The sequence below is a fragment of the Micromonospora sp. CCTCC AA 2012012 genome (assembly GCF_040499845.1).
Taxonomy (GTDB): domain Bacteria; phylum Actinomycetota; class Actinomycetes; order Mycobacteriales; family Micromonosporaceae; genus Micromonospora; species Micromonospora mangrovi.
In genome coordinates, this window is the sequence record NZ_CP159342.1 from 1,755,872 (window position 1) to 1,768,788 (window position 12,917).

Here is a 12,917-nt window from a genome sequence, read left to right on the forward strand (position 1 = left end):
GCCGGGGCGGTACGGGTGACCGCGACGGCCACCCGTACCGGTGCTCACTCCTCGGTCGGTGGCTCCTGCACGGCCGGGTCGCCGGCGCCGGAGACGGCGTCGACGTCGTAGCCGGCCCGGCTGACGTCCTGCGCCGAGCGGCGCTCCTCGGCCGGCAGGTCGGCGAAGTCGTCGCCGGTGTCGTCGGTGGTGTGCAGCGACTCGCCCGGCGGTCGCAGGGACGCCTCGTAGGCGGTGGCGCCGTCGGGTTCGTCGGTGGCCGCGCGGCCGAAGTGTTCCTCATTCATGTCGCACTCCTGCCCGCCCCGCCCGTCGGCAAACGCCCCGTCGGCGCGTCGGGATCCGCCTGCTGCCCGGGCGGGGTCAGCGGCGGCGGCGCGGGGTGCGGGAGCGGGCCGGGGTCACGGTCAGCGACCAGTGCGTGGGGCGGCGCAGCGTCGCCGGCAGCGCGGTGCGGTGGTCGCCGCGGGCGGCGTCGAGCTGCGACTGGTGCAGGAACAGGCAGCCGCGCAGGTCGGCCCCGCTCAGGTCCGCCCCGCGCAGGTCCGCGCCGGTCACGTCGGCCGCCCCGAGGTCCACGCCCCGCAGGTCCGCGCCGATCAGGCAGGCGCCGCGCAGGTTCGCCCCGGACAGGTCAGCCCGGCGCAGGTCCACCCCGATCAGCATCGCGCCGCGCCGGTCCACGCCCGCCCGACCGGTGCGGGCCTGCTCACCGGCCCGCGACAGCAGGGGGTTGACCCGGTCCCGTTGGGCGTCGACGTCGAGGGTGAGCAGGTCGTCGGCGGTGCCGTCGGCGAGCCGGCCGGTCTCGTCGAGCGCCCGGACCAGGTCGTCGCGCAGCGGCCCGGGCGGGGTGTGGGCCACCGCCTCGGTCAGGTACCAGAGCAGTTCGTGCAGCGGCCGCAGCACGGCGAAGGCGTCGAACATCCGCCGGGCCGTCCCCGGGTCGTCGCGCCAGTCGCGCCCGGCGAAGGTCACCTGGGTCAGCTGCTGCCCGGCCCCGAAGCAGTCGAAGACCGTGCAGCCGGGGAAGCCGCGCTGCCGCAGGTCGCGGTGGATGCCGCAGCGGGAGTCCGGCCGCAGGTTCGGGCAGGGCTGCCCGGCGGGCTTGTCGAGGGCGAAGTCGGCCGAAGCGGCGAAGGCGGGCGCGACGCAGCAGATCCCGACGCAGCGGGCGCAGTCGGCGCGCAGCTCCCGCCCGCCCACCTGCACAGCTGTCCCTGGTTCCGTCGTCTCGGACACGCTGACCGGTCTCCCGCCACTGCACCGTCATGACGCTCGCGGCGGTCGCCGCGGCCGGTGCCATTGTCCGTCGTCGGCCGGGCCGCCGCGGCGGCGGGCCCGCGTCGTCCGTTCCGCCCCGTCGGCGTACGGCGGCTCCGTATCGTGACGGATGAGGGGGCGGCATGGACGAGCAGGCACGGGAGCAGGCGCTGCTGACCGCCCTGACGACCGAGCACTTCGTGCTCCAGACGTCCCGGGGCGCCACCATCGCGGAGTCGGTCGGGCGGGCGACGGTGTTCCTCACCATGCTCTCCGCCGCGCTGATCGGCCTGGGTTTCGTCTCCAGCAGCGGTCAGCTGCTGAAGCCGTACCTGGGGGCGGTGCTGCCCACGCTGATGATCACCGGTCTGCTCACCTTCGCCCGCCTGGTGCAGACGATGGTGGAGAACTCGCTGGCCCTGGCCCGCATCCAACGCATCCGCGCCTACTACCACCGGCACTTCGCCGGTGAGCAGGACTTCTTCGCCGACTCGGTGGCCACCGGGGACGTCATGGCGGCGGCCTGGGCGGCGGTCGGCAGCCGTCCCGGCCGCTGGCAGTTGATGCTCACCACCGCGGCGATGGTGGGGGCGGTCAACGCGCTGCTGATCGGGCTGGGCGTCACCCTGCTGGCCGGGGTGCTGGGCGCCTCGTCCGGCCTGGCGATCCCGGTGGGGGTGGTGGTCGCCCTGGCGGCCTTCGCCGCCCAGCTCTGGTACATCTCCCACGCCTCCCTCTGGAACCGCGCCTGACCGCCGCGCCGGACCGGGGCGTGTAATCGACCCGCACCCGGGTAGCCGGGCGGGCATGGAGCTGGTCGAGGAGTCGCCGTACCGGTTCCGGATCGACCGGCGGGAGCCGATGCGGGTGCCGGGGGTGGTCTTCGCGTCCCGGTCGCTGCTGCCGGACGCCGGTGCCGACAAGTCGCTGGAGCAGGTCGCGAACGTGGCGACCCTGCCCGGCATCGTCGACGCCTCGTACGCCATGCCGGACGTGCACTGGGGCTACGGTTTCCCGATCGGCGGCGTCGCGGCCACCGACGTCGGGCACGGCGGGGTGGTGTCGCCCGGCGGGGTCGGCTTCGACATCTCCTGCGGGGTGCGCCTGCTCACCGCCGACCTGGACCGCGCGGAGCTGCGGCCCCGGCTGGACGCGTTGATGGACGGCCTGGGCCACGCCACCCCGCGCGGCATGGGCAAGGGCGCGGTGTGGCAGCTCGCCGACCGCGCGGAGCTCGACGCGGTGCTGCGTGGCGGTTCCCGGCACGCCGTCGAGCGGGGACACGGCGTCGCCCGCGACCTGGACCGGTGCGAGGACCACGGCGCGGTCGACGACGCGAATCCGGCCCAGGTCAGCGAGCGGGCGGTCGAGCGCGGCGCCGGTCAGGTCGGCAGCCTCGGCTCCGGCAACCACTTCCTCGAGGTGCAGGCCGTCGAGGAGATCTACGACGAGACCGTGGCCACCGCGTTCGGGCTGCGGGCCGGTCAGGTCTGCGTGATGATCCACTGCGGGTCGCGGGGGCTCGGGCACCAGATCTGCACCGACCACGTGCGGGCCATGGAGAAGGTCATGCCCCGGTACGGCATCGACGTGCCCGACCGGCAGCTCGCCTGCGCGCCGGTCTCCTCCCACGAGGGCCGGGCCTATCTCGGGGCGATGGCCGCCGCCGCGAACTACGCCCGGGCCAACCGGCAGCTGCTCGCCCAGGCGGCCCGCGAGGTCTTCCGGCGGGTCACCGGCGGCGGCCTCGACCTGGTGTACGACATCTCCCACAACCTCGCGAAGATCGAGACCCACGACGTGGCCGGGGTGCCCCGCCCGCTCTGCGTGCACCGCAAGGGCGCCACCCGGGCGCTGCCCCCTGGCCACCCCGACCTCCCCGACGACCTGCGCCCGGTCGGGCAGCCCGTGCTCATCCCCGGCTCGATGGGCACCGGCTCGTACGTCCTCACCGGCGTCGCCGGGGCACCGGCCTTCGCCTCCACCTGCCACGGCGCGGGCCGGGTGCGCAGCCGCAAACAGGCCACGAAGGCGGTCGCCGGGCACGACCCGCGCCGGGAGCTGGAGGCGCAGGACATCGCGGTACGTGGGGTGTCCCGGCGTGGGCTGGCCGAGGAGATGCCGGCCGCGTACAAGGACATCACGGCCGTGGTGGCGGCGGCCGAGGGTGCCGGTCTGTGCCGGCGGGTGGCCCGGCTCGTGCCGCTCGGCGTGGTGAAGGGCTGACCGGCTGCGGTCACACGTCCAGCGTCACCGCACCCGCCCAGCCGCCGTCGGTGGGACCGAACCGCAGCTCGTGCAGGGAGACCGCCTTCGGGACCGCGCCGACCAGCTCCACCGCCTCCGTCGGCACCGTCCGCCAGTGGACCGTGACGCCGCCGTCGTCGGTCGCCCGGATCCGCGTGGCGAGCGGCAGCACACCCGAGGTCTCCAGCCGGAAGATCACCTCGTCGAGGACGCCGACCAGCAGGTCCGGGTCGTCCTGCGGCGGCAGGTGGAACTCGGCGTCGGCGTCCGGGGTGGCGCCGGCCGGGTCCACGAAGCTCTCCACCAGCGCGGTGACCGCCTCGGCCAGGCAGCTCTCCCGGTCCGGCGCCCACGCCTCGATCCGTACGTCGGCGGTGTGCGGCACCCGGTGGTGCCCCCGCGCCGCTGCGCTCCCCATGCCCCGATCATGCGTCGCCGCCGCCGCGACCGGTCGTGAACCGCGGGAACGGGGCAGCGACGCCGGCCGGTCACGCAGTACCGTCCGTCCGTGCAGCTCACCAAGTGGACCCACGCCTGCGTCCGGATCGAGCAGGACGGCCGGGTGCTGGTCATCGACCCGGGCACCTGGAGCGAGCCGGCGGCCCTGATCGGGGCGGACGCCGTGCTGATCACCCACGAGCACACCGACCACGTCGACGTGCTGCGGCTGGCCGGGCTGGGCGTGCCGGTCTTCGCCCCGCGCGGTGCCCGGCTGCCCGGCCCGGTGCCGCTGGCGGTGACCCCGGTCGCGGCCGGCGACCGGTTCACCGCCGCCGGCTTCACCGTGAGCGCGGTCGGCGGGCGGCACGCCCTCATCCACGCCGGCGAGCCGGACTGCGTGAACCTCGGCTATCTGGTCGGGGACGCCGTCTATCACCCGGGCGACTCGCTGCACCACCCCGACCAGCCGGTCGACACCCTGCTGCTGCCGGCCCAGGCGTCCTGGCTGAAGCTGACCGAGGCGATCGACTTCGCCCTGGCCCTCGACCCGCGCCGGGTCTTCCCGATCCACGACGCCCAGCTCAACGACCGGGGCCTGGCGTCGGTCAACGGCTGGTGCGGCGAGGTGCTCGGCGACCGCTACCGCTACCTCGCCCCGGGCGAGTCCGCCTGAGCGCGCAGCAACGGCAGCACGAACCCGCGCGCCGGCGGGTCCGGCAGGGTGAACGACGGCGCGGCGGCGGTGAGGACCGCCGTGCGGGGCCGCGCCGCCCACCGCTGCGCCACCGCGTCCGCCAGCGTCGCCAGCATCCGGGGTACGTCGGTGGCGGCGTCCGGGTGCATCGCCTCGATCACCACCAGCACCTCGCGGGTCTCGGGGCGGACCGCCGACCAGCCGCTCTGCCGGTGGGTCCAGCGTCGCGCGTGCGCCCGCCCGGTCGAGTCGACGAAGGTCACCTCGCCCGGCTCCGGCCGCTCGACCTGCCCGTCGAACGTCTCGTAGTGCTCGGCGCCGGTGGCGTGCCGCACCTCCAGGTCGCCGGAGATCCGGGCGACGTCGAGCACGGCGACGGGCACCGCGTACGCGACGGACACGGCGTTTCCGAGGTCGACCAGCGGGTGCAGCCGGGGCAGCGTCCCGTCCCGCCGCAGCCGGCGCAGCAGCGACTCGGCGGCGCAGCGATAGCGGGTCGGGGCGAGGCCGGTCGCGGCGAACACCCGCCGCCACGCCTGGATCTCCGGGAAGCGGCTCTCCGGTGAGCCGGCCAGCCGGGCCCGCGCCGTCTCGACGTGCGGCGCGACGAGCGCGTCGACGTCCACGTCGGGGGTGATCCCGTCGGCGTGCAGGACGCCGCAGACCAGCTCGGGGAAGGCCGACCGGACCTGCGGGGAGTGCCGGAAGCGCATGGGAGAACTCCTGTCGGGTGTGCTCACCCCGTCCACCCTGCTGCCACAATGGCCCGGTGGACAGGGCCAAACCGGAGGCCGCCGACGGGTCCAAAACGGCGGGGTCGGACTTCCTGCACCTCGACGTCGGTGAGGCGCCCACCGGCGGTCGCGCCGACTGGCTCGCCGGGCGACTGCGGGCGGCGATCGCCGACGGCCGGGTCCCGGTCGGCTCCCGACTGCCGGCCAGCCGGGTGCTCGCCGCTGACCTGGGCGTGTCCCGGGGCGTGGTGACCGAGGCGTACCAGCGGCTGACCGAGGACGGGCACGTGGTGGGGCGGGGTCGGGGCGGCACCGTCGTGGTCGCCACGCCCGCCGCGGTGGTGCTCCGCCCGGCCGCGCCGCCGGCCGTCGACGTCTTCGCCGACCGGACCGACACCGACGTCCTCGACGCGCTGCGTACCGCCCCGGCCGGGATCGACCTGAGGCCGGGCGTACCCGATCTGGCCGCGTTCCCCCGCGCGGCCTGGCTGCGCGCGGAACGCGCCGTGCTGCACCGCCTCACGCCCGCCGAGTTCGGGTACGGCGACCCGACCGGCGTGCCCGCGCTGCGCCTCGCGGTCGCCACCCGGCTGGCCCGCAGCCGGGGCATCCGGGTGGACCCGGCCGAGGTGGTGATCGTCGCCGGGGTCTCCCAGGCGCTCGGCCTACTCGCCCAGGTGCTGCACGCCGACGGCGTCCACACCGTGGCCGTCGAGGACCCGGGCTCACTCGGCGTCCGGCAGCACCTGCGCAACTGGCGGTTGGACACGCCACCGGTGCCGGTCGACGCGCACGGCCTGCGGGTCGACGACCTCGACGCCGGCGGCGCGCCGGCGGTGCTGGTCACCCCGGCGCACCAGTTCCCGACCGGGGTGGTGCTCGACGGCGACCGGCGCCGGCAGCTGATCGGCTGGGCACGCCGGGGCGGCCTGGTCGTCGAGGACGACTACGACGCCGAGCACCGCTACGACCGGCCGCCCGTGCCGGCGCTGCGCGCCATGCTGCCCGAACAGGTCTGCTACACCGGCAGCATCTCGAAGCTGCTCGCCCCGGCCCTGCGGATCGGCTGGGTGCTGGTGCCCCGCCGGCACCACGCCGCCCTGGTCGCCGCCAAACGGATGGCCGACCTGGGCAACGCCGCGCTGCCGCAGCTGGTGCTCGCCGAGCTGATCGACTCCGGCGCGCTGGACCGCCACCTGCGGCTGCTGCGGCGCCGGCACGTCCGCCGTCGGGACGCGATGATCGACGCGGTCCGCGCGCACCTGCCCGGGGCGGTCGTGCACGGCGCCGCCGCCGGACTGCATCTGCTGGTCACCCTGCCCGACGCGGTGTCCGACGTGGACCTCGCCGCGGCGGCCCTGCGCCGGGGCGTGAAGGTGCAGCCGCTCTCCTGGCACGGGCAGCGTCCCCAGCCGCCGGGCCTGGTCCTCGGCTATGCCGCGAACACCCCGGGCGTCATCGACCGGGGCCTAGCCGCCGTCGGCGCGGCCCTGCGCGAGGTTCAGTCCGCCGGCCCGGCATAGAGGGCGGCCAGCGCGGCGGCCGTGTCGGCGAGCCGGTCGCGCAGCGCGGCGGGGGAGAGGACCTCCACCTCCGCGCCGAGCCGGAGCAGGTCGCCGTGGGCGTGGGTCAGCGACTCCACCGGTACGACCGCCCGCACCCACCCGGCGTCGTCGGGCGGCCCGGCGGTGGCGTCCACGGCGGCCACCACCGCGTCGCTGGCGATCTCCCGCAGCCGCTCCCGGCCCTGGGGCGACAGCCGGATCGTGGCGTCGTCCCGGTGCAGCCGGGACCGGAAGTCCACCACGTGCGCCCGCCACCAGTCGGGCAGGTCGAAGTCGTCCGGCCGGTCGAAGCTCTCCGCCAGCGGGGTCAGGTCGAGGATCTGGTTGACCCGGTAGGTGGCCGGTGCCACCCGATCCGGTCGGGCGGCCACCACGTACCACCGGCCGCCCTTGAGCACCAGCCCGTACGGCTCCAGGACGCGGCTCACCTCCCCGGTCCAGCTGCGGTAGCGGACCCGGATCCGGTGCTGCCGCCACACCGCGTCGGCGGTGGGCGCGAGCTGCGGGGAGGGATCGCCGTCGGAGTACCAGCCGGGGGTGTCCAGGTGGAAGCGCTGCTGGAGCTGGGCGGCCCGGTCGGCCAGCGGGGCGGGCAGGGCGGCGCGCAGCTTGCGCCCGACGCTGGCGACCACGGCGTCGTAGCCGAGCTCGGCGGCCGGACCGGGCAGCCCGGCGAAGAGCAGCCGCTCGGCCTCCTCGGCGGTGAGCCCGGTCAGCCGGGTCCGCCAGCCGTCGACCAGCCGGTAGCCCCCGGCGTGACCGGCCTCCCCGTACAGCGGGATGCCGGCCGCGTGCAGGGAGTCCACGTCGCGGTAGATGGTGCGGACGGAGACCTCCAGCCGCCGGGCCAGCTCGGCGGCGGTCAGCCGGCCGTGGTTCTGGAGCAGCAGCAGGATCGACAGGAGGCGACTGGCCCGCACTCCACTGACACTAGCTGTCAGTGCAGTGGTCCTACCGTCCCGGCATGCCTTTCCACGACAAGGAGCTGACCGTGCCGCCGACCGTCGAGGTCGCCGGCCGGCACGTCAAGCGCTACCACCTCGACCAGCCCGACCGTCGGCTCGAACCGGCGGTGGTGGCCGCCGCGTACGACGTCCTGCCCGGGCTGCTGCCGCCGGCCGACGGCGGCACCCCGCCGGCGAGCTGGACGGTGCTGCACCGGGGCGCCGACACCGGCGCGTACCTGCTGGCGTACAGCTGGTTCTGGGACAACGTGGTGGAGTGCCGGATCGCGGTCGCCGGCCAGCCCGCCCTCGACTGCCCGGACGACGACCCGGCGCACTTCGTGCCGATGACCCGCCCCGGCGTCGGCTGCGTCTGGGAGCTGGGGGTGCTGGAGCACGAGCGCAGCGCCTGGATCCGGCACGTCCTCGCCCCCGAGCGACCGGACCTGCCCGGCTACCTGGCCGACACGCGGGCCGAGGGGCCGGTGGGATTCTGATGGGCGACTTCGACTTCCTGGCCGGCACCTGGGACGTCACCAACCGGCGGCTGCGCCGACGGCACGTGGGCAGCGACGACTGGGACGAGTTCCCCGGCACGGTGACCGCGCACCGGTTCTTCGACGGCGCCGGCAGCTTCGACGAGATCCGCTGCCCGGCCCGCGGCTTCTCCGGCGCCACCGTACGGATCCTCGATCCGGCCACCGGGCTGTGGTCGATCTACTGGATGCACAGCCGCCGGGGGATCCTCGAACTGCCGCCGATGGTGGGCCGGTTCGTCGACGGCGTCGGCACCTTCTTCGCCGACGACACCGACGAGGGGCGGCCGATCCGGTGCCGTTTCCTCTGGTCGCGGCCCACCCCGGACTCGTGCCGCTGGGAGCAGGCGTTCTCCACCGACGGCGAACGTACCTGGGAGACCAACTGGGTCATGGAGTTCACGCGTACCGGCGGCGCTCAGGCCGGGGGCGGCGTGGTGGTGCGGTAGATCGCGGTCAGCCAGACGTCGAGCAGCACGTCCACCACGTCCCGCTCGGCCACGGCGGGACCGTCGCCGGCGAAGGTGGCGTACCAGACCCGCTCGTTCATCGAGTTCAACGCGATCGACAGGTCCCGGGCGGGCAGCCCGTCCGGGGCCGCGCCGCGCCGCCGCTCGCCCTCGATCGCCGTCTGCACCGCGTGTACCCAGCGGTCCAGCACGTCGGCCCAGAGCCGGCGGACCTCCGCGTTGGTGCCGCGCACCTGGGCGCAGGCCAGCACCACCGCCCGGTGCCCGCCGAAGGCGGCGTGGAACCGGGCGATCAGCTCCCGCCACCGGGCCCGCGGGTCCTCGGCGAGGCGGTCCAGCACGTCACCGGCCGCGGCGTTCGCCTCGGCGGTGACCCGGTCCAGCAGGGTCAGCAGCACCGCGTCCTTGGACGGGAAGTAGAAGTAGAACGTGGGCCGGGAGATGCCCGCGCCGCGGGCCAGGTCGTCGATGGAGATGTCGCCGAAGGCCCGCTGCTCCAGCAGCCGCTCGGCGGTGGCGAGGATGGCCAGTTCCCGGTCGTCGCCGGTGGAGCGCCCGGAGCGCCGGCCGCGGGTGGGCGCGGCTCCGGTCGGCGTACGGGCGGCGGTCATGCCGGCAGATGCTACACCCGCTCGACACCCTGTCGATTCCACTCGACAGGGTGTTGACCGACCTCGACGGTGCTGGATAAGGTCCGGTCCTCTGCCCTGCGACCGGGAGCTGCCATGGCCACCGACCACGTGGACGTCCTCATCGTCGGCGCCGGCCTGTCCGGCATCGGCGCCGCGGTGCACCTGCGGCGCGCCTGCCCGGAGAAGAGCTACGCGGTGCTGGAGGCGCGCGGCGCGATCGGCGGCACCTGGGACCTGTTCCGCTACCCGGGCATCCGGTCCGACTCCGACATGTACACCCTCGGCTACTCCTTCAAGCCGTGGACCAACCCGAAGGCGATCGCCGACGGCGACTCGATCCGGGAGTACGTCCGGGACACCGCCCGGGAGCACGGCGTCGAGGAGCACATCCGCTTCCACCACCGGGTGACCCGCGCCGAGTGGGACAGCGCCACCGCCCGCTGGACGGTCCACGCGCACCGCGACGACACCGGCGAGGACGTCGTCCTGACCTGCGCGTTCCTGCACACCTGCTCCGGCTACTACCGCTACGACGCCGGCTACACGCCCGACTTCCCCGGCGTCGAGCGCTACGCCGGGCAGCTCGTGCACCCGCAGCACTGGCCCGAGGACCTCGACTGGGCCGGCAAGCGGGTGGTGGTGATCGGCAGCGGCGCCACGGCGGTGACCCTGGTGCCGGCGATGGCCGAGCGGGCCGCGCACGTCACCATGCTCCAGCGCTCACCCACGTACGTCATCGCGCTGCCCTCGCGCGACCCGCTCGCCGACGCGCTGCGGCGCTGGCTCCCGGCGAAGGCCGCGTATCCGGTGGTGCGCTGGAAGAACGTGCTGCTCGGCGTGGCCAACTTCCAGCTCAGCCGGCGGCGCCCCGGACTGGTGAAGAACTTCCTGCGGCGGGCCGCGAAGGGCCGGCTGCCGGTCGGCTACGACATCGACCGGCACTTCTCGCCCCGCTACGACCCGTGGGACCAGCGGCTCTGCGTGGTCCCCGACGGCGACCTCTTCGACGCGGTCAGCGCCGGCCGGGCGTCCGTGGTCACCGACACCATCGACACCTTCACCGAGGGCGGCATCCGGCTCGCCTCCGGCGAGGAGCTGCCCGCCGACATCGTGGTCACCGCCACCGGCCTCAACCTGCTCGCCCTCGGCGGCATGACCGTCACCGTCGACGGGCGCGAGGTGGACCTGGCCGGGACGGTCGCCTACAAGGGCATGATGCTCTCCGGCGTGCCGAACTTCGCGATGACCATCGGCTACACCAACGCCTCCTGGACGCTCAAGGCCGACCTCGTCGCCACGTACGTCTGCCGCCTGCTGCGCCACCTGGACGCCACCGGGCAGCAGATCGTCACCCCCGTCGCCCCGGCCACCGGCGACCTCGAACCGATCATCGACCTGAAGTCCGGGTACGTGCTGCGGGCCGTGGACCAGCTGCCCAAGCAGGGGCCGGTGGCGCCGTGGCGGCTGCACCAGAACTATCCCCGCGACGTGCTGCTGATGCGGCACGGCCGCCTCACCGACCAGGGCGTCCGGTTCTCCCGGGCCGCCGCGCCGCCCGCCGCCGGCCCGGCGGAACAGACCCCGGCCGACGTACCCGTCGCCTGAACCGCGAAGGAGCACCCATGCGTGACTTCGTCTTCCCCGGCGGCACCGCCGTGGTCACCGGCGCGGCCAGTGGCATCGGCGAGGCGCTGGCGCACGGCCTCGCCCGCCGCGGCGCCGACCTGGTCCTGCTCGACCGGGACGCCGAGCGGCTAGACGCGGTGGCCACCGCGATCCGCGCCGCCCACCCCGACCGGTCCGTCGAGACGCACCTGGTCGACCTGGCCGACGCCGAGGCCACCGACCGGGTGGCGGCGGAACTGGGCCGGCGCCATCCCCGGATCCGGCTGCTGGTCAACAACGCGGGCGTCGCCCTGGGTGGCCGGTTCGACCAGGTCACCCTGGACGAGTTCCTCTGGGTCATCGAGATCAACTTCCGGGCCGTGGTGCGGCTGACCCACGCGCTGCTGCCGGCGCTGAAGGCCGAGCCGGGCGCCCACCTGGTCAACGTCTCCAGCCTCTTCGGGCTGATCGCCCCCGCCGGCCAGGCCGCTTACTCGGCGAGCAAGTTCGCCGTCCGCGGCTTCACCGAGGCGCTGCGCCACGAGCTGGCCGACGACGGCGTCGGCGTCACCTCCGTGCACCCGGGCGGCATCCGGACCCGCATCGCCACCAGCGCCCGGGTGGGCAGTGGCGTCTCCCGCGAGGAGTACGAGGCCGGCCGCCGCCAGTTCGAGAAGCTGCTCTCCATCGACCCGGCGAAGGCCGCCGAGGTGATCCTGCGGGGCGTCGAGCGTCGCCGCGGCCGGGTGCTGATCGGCTGGTCGGCGAAGCTGCCCGACCTGCTGGCCCGGGTCGCCCCGGCCTCCTACCACCGGGTCCTGGCGCTCGGCATGAAGCGGGCCGTCCCGGCCGCCACCGGCGGCGCTCCGGCCGGTGGCGTTCCGACCGGTGGCGCTCCGGCCGGTGGCGCGGACGTGCCGGTGGCGGAGCGTCCGGCATGACCGTGGCGCTGCCGGCCGCCGACGAGCTGACCGTGGCGGGGCGGCGGATGCGCTGCCGGATCAGCGGGGGCGGGCCGCCGGTGGTGCTGCTGCACGGCATCGGCCGTACCCTCGACGACTTCACCGCCCAGCAGGAGCTGCTCGCCGCAGACCACCGGGTCATCAGCGTCGACCTGCCCGGTCACGGCGGCTCCGCGCCGCTGGACGTCCCGCACACCCTGCCCGCGCTCGCCGCCGCGGTCGCCGACTTCCTGGACACCGCCGGGGTCACCGGCCCCGCCCGGCTGGTCGGCAACTCCCTCGGCGGGGCGGTCGCGATGCGGCTCGCCGCCGACCAACCGCACCGGGTGGCCAGCCTCGTGTTGGTCAACAGCGCCGGCTTCGGCAAGGAGGTGACCGTCGCGCTGCGACTGCTCGCCCTGCGCCCGCTCGGCCGGCTGCTGCTGCGCCCGCACCCGGCCGTGGCCCGCCGCACCGAGCGGGCGATCTTCCGGGACCCCGCGTACGTCACCGAGGAGCGGATCGCCACCGCCCTCGCGGTGGCCCGGCAGCCGCACGCCGCCCGGGTGATGCTGGAGCTGGTCCGCGACCTCGGCACCTGGCGCGGCGTCCGTCCCCGGTGGCGGGAGGATCTGCTCGCCGCCGTCGCCGCCCGCGACCTGCCCACCCTGGTCGTCTGGGGCGACCGGGACCTGATCCTGCCCGCCGACCACCTCGTGGCGGCCCGCACCCGACTGCCCGGGGCCCGCACCCACCTCTTCCGCGACACCGGGCACATGCCGCAGATCGAGCGGGCCGCGGAGTTCCACGCCCTGGTCACCGACTTCTGGGCCGAGGCCGCCTGA

15 protein-coding genes are annotated in these 12,917 nt (G+C 75.3%); 9 read left to right on the top strand and 6 right to left on the bottom strand.

What is annotated here, in order from left to right; all coding sequences use genetic code 11:
- Positions 1 to 44 precede the first annotated feature (44 nt).
- Together ABUL08_RS07950 and ABUL08_RS07955 are read right to left on the bottom strand one after the other, a co-directional pair.
- The gene (locus ABUL08_RS07950) at positions 45 to 287 is read right to left on the bottom strand and encodes a hypothetical protein (protein ID WP_350935995.1); all 243 of its coding nucleotides are present in this window, start codon (positions 285 to 287) and stop codon (positions 45 to 47) included.
- 76 nt (positions 288 to 363) lie between these two features.
- Positions 364 to 1,242, bottom strand: a complete 879-nt coding sequence (locus tag ABUL08_RS07955) for a pentapeptide repeat-containing protein (protein ID WP_350935997.1) — start codon at positions 1,240 to 1,242, stop codon at positions 364 to 366.
- 164 nt (positions 1,243 to 1,406) lie between these two features.
- Between ABUL08_RS07955 and ABUL08_RS07960 the strand changes: the two genes are divergently transcribed.
- Together ABUL08_RS07960 and ABUL08_RS07965 are read left to right on the top strand one after the other, a co-directional pair.
- Positions 1,407 to 2,015, top strand: a complete 609-nt coding sequence (locus ABUL08_RS07960) for a hypothetical protein (RefSeq protein WP_350935999.1) — start codon at positions 1,407 to 1,409, stop codon at positions 2,013 to 2,015.
- 55 nt (positions 2,016 to 2,070) lie between these two features.
- The gene (locus ABUL08_RS07965; protein ID WP_350936001.1) at positions 2,071 to 3,489 is read left to right on the top strand and encodes an RtcB family protein; all 1,419 of its coding nucleotides are present in this window, start codon (positions 2,071 to 2,073) and stop codon (positions 3,487 to 3,489) included.
- A gap of 10 nt (positions 3,490 to 3,499) precedes the next feature.
- Here the strand turns inward: ABUL08_RS07965 and ABUL08_RS07970 are convergent, their stop codons facing one another.
- Complete coding sequence (locus tag ABUL08_RS07970) at positions 3,500 to 3,928, bottom strand: archease (protein WP_350936004.1); 429 nt, start codon at positions 3,926 to 3,928, stop codon at positions 3,500 to 3,502.
- A gap of 90 nt (positions 3,929 to 4,018) precedes the next feature.
- Here ABUL08_RS07970 and ABUL08_RS07975 point away from each other — a divergent pair, with 90 nt between their 5' ends.
- Positions 4,019 to 4,624, top strand: a complete 606-nt coding sequence (locus ABUL08_RS07975; protein WP_350936006.1) for an MBL fold metallo-hydrolase — start codon at positions 4,019 to 4,021, stop codon at positions 4,622 to 4,624.
- On the opposite strand, the gene ABUL08_RS07980 is transcribed toward ABUL08_RS07975, so the two are convergent.
- Entirely contained in the window at positions 4,597 to 5,358 is a 762-nt protein-coding gene (locus ABUL08_RS07980; protein WP_350936008.1) for a B3/B4 domain-containing protein, read from the bottom strand. The genes ABUL08_RS07975 and ABUL08_RS07980 overlap by 28 nt on opposite strands.
- A gap of 56 nt (positions 5,359 to 5,414) precedes the next feature.
- Between ABUL08_RS07980 and pdxR the strand changes: the two genes are divergently transcribed.
- On the top strand, positions 5,415 to 6,902 hold the full coding sequence (gene pdxR, locus ABUL08_RS07985) for a MocR-like pyridoxine biosynthesis transcription factor PdxR (protein ID WP_350936011.1): 1,488 nt from the start codon (positions 5,415 to 5,417) through the stop codon (positions 6,900 to 6,902).
- Here pdxR and ABUL08_RS07990 read toward each other — a convergent pair.
- Positions 6,881 to 7,864, bottom strand: a complete 984-nt coding sequence (locus tag ABUL08_RS07990) for a helix-turn-helix transcriptional regulator (RefSeq protein WP_350936013.1) — start codon at positions 7,862 to 7,864, stop codon at positions 6,881 to 6,883. The two genes, pdxR and ABUL08_RS07990, sit on opposite strands and share 22 nt — an antisense overlap.
- A 44-nt stretch (positions 7,865 to 7,908) precedes the next feature.
- Here ABUL08_RS07990 and ABUL08_RS07995 point away from each other — a divergent pair, with 44 nt between their 5' ends.
- Both ABUL08_RS07995 and ABUL08_RS08000 read left to right on the top strand, forming a co-directional pair.
- On the top strand, positions 7,909 to 8,385 hold the full coding sequence (locus ABUL08_RS07995; RefSeq protein WP_350936015.1) for a hypothetical protein: 477 nt from the start codon (positions 7,909 to 7,911) through the stop codon (positions 8,383 to 8,385).
- Positions 8,385 to 8,873 (top strand): hypothetical protein, encoded by a 489-nt coding sequence (locus ABUL08_RS08000; protein WP_350936018.1) that lies wholly within the window; start codon positions 8,385 to 8,387, stop codon positions 8,871 to 8,873. The genes ABUL08_RS07995 and ABUL08_RS08000 overlap by 1 nt, the downstream gene beginning before the upstream one ends.
- Here the strand turns inward: ABUL08_RS08000 and ABUL08_RS08005 are convergent.
- Complete coding sequence (locus ABUL08_RS08005; RefSeq protein WP_350936020.1) at positions 8,843 to 9,505, bottom strand: TetR/AcrR family transcriptional regulator; 663 nt, start codon at positions 9,503 to 9,505, stop codon at positions 8,843 to 8,845. The genes ABUL08_RS08000 and ABUL08_RS08005 overlap by 31 nt on opposite strands.
- A gap of 114 nt (positions 9,506 to 9,619) precedes the next feature.
- Between ABUL08_RS08005 and ABUL08_RS08010 the strand changes: the two genes are divergently transcribed.
- From ABUL08_RS08010 to ABUL08_RS08020, 3 genes are read left to right on the top strand one after another with little or no spacing between them, the layout of a single operon-like run.
- Positions 9,620 to 11,131, top strand: a complete 1,512-nt coding sequence (locus ABUL08_RS08010) for a flavin-containing monooxygenase (RefSeq protein WP_350936022.1) — start codon at positions 9,620 to 9,622, stop codon at positions 11,129 to 11,131.
- A gap of 17 nt (positions 11,132 to 11,148) precedes the next feature.
- A complete protein-coding gene (locus ABUL08_RS08015) occupies positions 11,149 to 12,072 on the top strand; it encodes an SDR family NAD(P)-dependent oxidoreductase (protein ID WP_350936024.1) in 924 nt (307 codons plus the stop codon).
- Entirely contained in the window at positions 12,069 to 12,917 is an 849-nt protein-coding gene (locus ABUL08_RS08020; protein ID WP_350936027.1) for an alpha/beta fold hydrolase, read from the top strand. Before ABUL08_RS08015 ends, ABUL08_RS08020 begins: the two co-directional genes overlap by 4 nt.

Excerpts from the sequence above, each read along its gene's own strand:
- ABUL08_RS07950 (WP_350935995.1), bottom strand. The coding sequence starts at position 287 with ATGAATGAGGAACACTTCGGCCGCGCGGCCACCGACGAACCCGACGGC.
- ABUL08_RS07960 (WP_350935999.1), top strand. The coding sequence starts at position 1,407 with ATGGACGAGCAGGCACGGGAGCAGGCGCTGCTGACCGCCCTGACGACC.
- ABUL08_RS07965 (WP_350936001.1), top strand. The coding sequence starts at position 2,071 with ATGGAGCTGGTCGAGGAGTCGCCGTACCGGTTCCGGATCGACCGGCGG.
- ABUL08_RS07970 (WP_350936004.1), bottom strand. The coding sequence starts at position 3,928 with ATGGGGAGCGCAGCGGCGCGGGGGCACCACCGGGTGCCGCACACCGCC.
- ABUL08_RS07980 (WP_350936008.1), bottom strand. The coding sequence starts at position 5,358 with ATGCGCTTCCGGCACTCCCCGCAGGTCCGGTCGGCCTTCCCCGAGCTG.
- ABUL08_RS07995 (WP_350936015.1), top strand. The coding sequence starts at position 7,909 with ATGCCTTTCCACGACAAGGAGCTGACCGTGCCGCCGACCGTCGAGGTC.
- ABUL08_RS08000 (WP_350936018.1), top strand. The coding sequence starts at position 8,385 with ATGGGCGACTTCGACTTCCTGGCCGGCACCTGGGACGTCACCAACCGG.
- ABUL08_RS08005 (WP_350936020.1), bottom strand. The coding sequence starts at position 9,505 with ATGACCGCCGCCCGTACGCCGACCGGAGCCGCGCCCACCCGCGGCCGG.
- ABUL08_RS08010 (WP_350936022.1), top strand. The coding sequence starts at position 9,620 with ATGGCCACCGACCACGTGGACGTCCTCATCGTCGGCGCCGGCCTGTCC.
- ABUL08_RS08015 (WP_350936024.1), top strand. The coding sequence starts at position 11,149 with ATGCGTGACTTCGTCTTCCCCGGCGGCACCGCCGTGGTCACCGGCGCG.
- ABUL08_RS08020 (WP_350936027.1), top strand. The coding sequence starts at position 12,069 with ATGACCGTGGCGCTGCCGGCCGCCGACGAGCTGACCGTGGCGGGGCGG.